The 4,096-nt window shown below is 67.4% G+C and carries 1 protein-coding gene; it reads left to right on the forward strand.

All coding sequences use genetic code 11. The features are described 5' to 3' along the window. The coding region (locus tag AMM33_RS21650) for an Ig-like domain-containing protein (protein ID WP_228768310.1) at positions 1–4,096 on the forward strand (4,096 nt) is incomplete at both ends.

Consider the following 4,096-nt stretch of genomic DNA (forward strand, 5'->3'; position numbering starts at 1 on the left):
CACCGGCACGGGCGCTGCAACGCCCACATCCGGCACCTTGGCCGAGCTGCCTGAAGGCCTGAACAACCTGGCCATGACTGCGACCGATCCAGCAGGCAACGTCAGCGCACCCGTGGCACTGCCTGTGACCATCGACACCACAGGTCCATCTGCGCCTACCGGCGTGCTCGACCCGACAACCGACAGCGGCGTCAAGGGCGACAAGATCACCACCGACAGCACGCCCACCCTGAGCGGCACCGGCACACCGGGTGACACCATCACCATTAAAGACCCGCTGGGCGCCGTCATCGGCACCGCCACCGTGACACCGGAAGGCACCTGGAGCGTCACGCCCACCACAGCGCTGCCTGAAGGCCTGAACAACCTGGCCATGACTGCGACCGATCCAGCAGGCAACGTCAGCGCACCCGTGGCACTGCCTGTGACCATCGACACCACAGGTCCATCTGCGCCTACCGGCGTGCTCGACCCGACAACCGAYACCGGCGTYAMKGGCGACAAGATCACCACCGACAGCACGCCCACCCTGAGCGGCACCGGCACACCGGGTGACACCATCACCATCAAAGACCCGCTGGGCGCCGTCATCGGCACCGCCACCGTGACACCGGAAGGCACCTGGAGCGTCACGCCCACCACAGCGCTGCCTGAAGGCCTGAACAACCTGGCCATGACTGCGACCGACCCGGCTGGCAACGTCAGCGCACCCGTGGCGCTGCCCGTGACCATTGACACCACAGGTCCGTCTGCGCCTACCGGCGTGCTCGACCCGACAACCGACAGCGGCGTCAAAGGCGACAAGATCACCACCGACAGCACGCCCACCCTGAGCGGCACCGGCACACCGGGTGACACCATCACCATCAAAGACCCGCTGGGCGCCGTCATCGGCACCGCCACCGTTGGCACCAATGGCACCTGGAGCGTCACGCCCACCACAGCGCTGCCTGAAGGCCTGAACAACCTGGCCATGACTGCGACCGACCCGGCTGGCAACGTCAGCGCACCCGTGGCGCTGCCCGTGACCATTGACACCACAGGTCCGTCTGCGCCTACCGGCGTGCTCGACCCGACAACCGACAGCGGCGTCAAAGGCGACAAGATCACCACCGACAGCACGCCCACCCTGAGTGGCACCGGCACACCGGGTGACACCATCACCATCAAAGACCCGCTGGGCGCCGTCATCGGCACCGCCACCGTTGGCACCAATGGCACCTGGAGCGTCACGCCCACCACAGCGCTGCCTGAAGGCCTGAACAACCTGGCCATGACTGCGACCGACCCGGCTGGCAACGTCAGCGCACCCGTGGCACTGCCTGTGACCATCGACACCAGCGGACCTGCAGCACCTACCGGCGTGCTCGACCCGACAACCGACAGCGGCGTCAAAGGCGACAAGATCACCACCGACAGCACGCCCACCCTGAGCGGCACCGGCACACCGGGTGACACCATCACCATCAAAGACCCGCTGGGCGCCGTCATCGGCACCGCCACCGTGACACCGGAAGGCACCTGGAGCGTCACGCCCAACACAGCGCTGCCTGAAGGCCTGAACAACCTGGCCATGACTGCGACCGACCCGGCTGGCAACGTCAGCGCACCCGTGGCACTGCCTGTGACCATCGACACCAGCGGACCTGCAGCACCTACCGGCGTGCTCGACCCGACAACCGACTCCGGCGTCAAGGGCGACAAGATCACCACCGACAGCACGCCCACCTTGAGCGGCACCGGCACACCGGGTGACACCATCACCATCAAAGACCCGCTGGGCGCCGTCATCGGCACCGCCACCGTGACACCGGAAGGCACCTGGAGCGTCACGCCCACCACAGCGCTGCCCGAAGGCCTGAACAACCTGGCCATGACTGCGACCGATCCAGCAGGCAACGTCAGCGCACCCGTGTCACTGCCTGTGACGATCGACACCACAGCACCCGCTGTGCCCACCGTCACCAGCCAAACCACCAGCGCTTCTGCCGTCGTGCTCTCGGGCACAGTGGGCACAGCTGCCCTGGCCGCTGGTGAAACCCTGGTCGTCACCGTCAACGGCGCCACTTACAACGTCACGCCCGCCAGCACCGGCCAATGGAGCCTGCCGATCACCGGCACGGGCGCTGCAACGCCCACATCCGGCACCTTGGCCGCGCTGGTCGATGGCCAGAGCTACGCGGTCACCGCTGTGGTCACCGACGCGGCAGGGAACGCCAGCACCGACGCCACCACATCCGAGCTGACCATCAACGCGGCCACGCCCGCCGCACCCGCTGCGCCGACCGCCGTGATCGACCCTGCCACCGACAGCGGCAACAAGGGCGACGGCATCACCACCGACACGACCCCGACCTTTACGGGCACGGGCGCACCTGGCGACACGATCAAGATCACAGACCCGCAAGGTGTGGTCATCGGCAGCGCCACCGTGACACCGGAAGGCACCTGGGCCATCACGCCCACGACACCGCTGCCAGAAGGCCTGACCAACCTGAGCGTCACCGAGACCAACCCCACAGGCCAGACCAGCGTGCCCACGCCACTGCCTGTGACCATCGACACCACAGGTCCGTCTGCACCTACCGGCGTGCTCGACCCGACAACCGACAGCGGCGTCAAGGGCGACAAGATCACCACCGACAGCACGCCCACCCTGAGCGGCACCGGCACACCGGGTGACACCATCACCATTAAAGACCCGCTGGGCGCCGTCATCGGCACCGCCACCGTGACACCGGAAGGCACCTGGAGCGTCACGCCCACCACAGCGCTGCCTGAAGGCCTGAACAACCTGGCCATGACTGCGACCGATCCAGCAGGCAACGTCAGCGCACCCGTGGCACTGCCTGTGACCATCGACACCACAGGTCCATCTGCGCCTACCGGCGTGCTCGACCCGACAACCGAYACCGGCGTTACTGGCGACAAGATCACCACCGACAGCACGCCCACCCTGAGCGGCACCGGCACACCGGGTGACACCATCACCATCAAAGACCCGCTGGGCGCCGTCATCGGCACCGCCACCGTGACACCGGAAGGCACCTGGAGCGTCACGCCCACCACAGCGCTGCCTGAAGGCCTGAACAACCTGGCCATGACCGCCACCGATCCAGCAGGCAACGTCAGCGCACCCGTGGCGCTGCCCGTGACCATTGACACCACAGGTCCGTCTGCGCCTACCGGCGTGCTCGACCCGACAACCGACAGCGGCGTCAAAGGCGACAAGATCACCACCGACAGCACGCCCACCCTGAGTGGCACCGGCACACCGGGTGACACCATCACCATCAAAGACCCACTGGGCGCCGTCATCGGCACCGCCACCGTGACACCGGAAGGCACCTGGAGCGTCACGCCCACCACAGCGCTGCCTGAAGGCCTGAACAACCTGGCCATGACTGCCACCGACCCGGCTGGCAACGTCAGCGCACCCGTGGCGCTGCCCGTGACCATCGACACCACAGCCCCGGCTGTGCCCACCGTCACCAGCCAAACCACCAGCGCTTCTGCCGTGGTGCTCTCGGGCACTGTGGGCACTGCCGCGCTGCCAGCAGGCGAAACCCTGGCGGTCACCGTCAACGGCGCCACTTACAACGTCACGCCTGATGCTTCCGGCCAATGGAGCCTGCCGATCACCGGCACGGGCGCTGCAACGCCCACATCCGGCACCTTGGCCGAGCTGGTCGATGGCCAGAGCTACGCGGTCACCGCTGTGGTCACCGACGCTGCAGGCAACGCCAGCACCGACGCCACCACGTCCGAGCTGACCATCAATGCGGCCACGCCCGCCGCACCCGCTGCGCCGACCGCCRCGATCGACCCTGCCACCGACAGCGGCAACAAGGGCGACGGCATCACCACCGACACCACGCCTACCCTCAGCGGCGCAGGTGGCACACCGGGTGACACCATCACCATCAAAGACCCACAAGGCAACGTCATCGGCACCGCCGTCGTCGCGGCCAACGGCAGTTGGGCCAACATCCCCAGCACGGCCTGTCGTGATGGCGCGAAGGTCTTGGGCGTCACCGCCACAGTCACGTCAGGCAACGTCAGTGCCCCCACTGCGCTGCCCATCACCATCGACACC

This window comes from Limnohabitans sp. DM1, assembly GCF_001269385.1.
Classification (GTDB): domain Bacteria; phylum Pseudomonadota; class Gammaproteobacteria; order Burkholderiales; family Burkholderiaceae_C; genus Limnohabitans_A.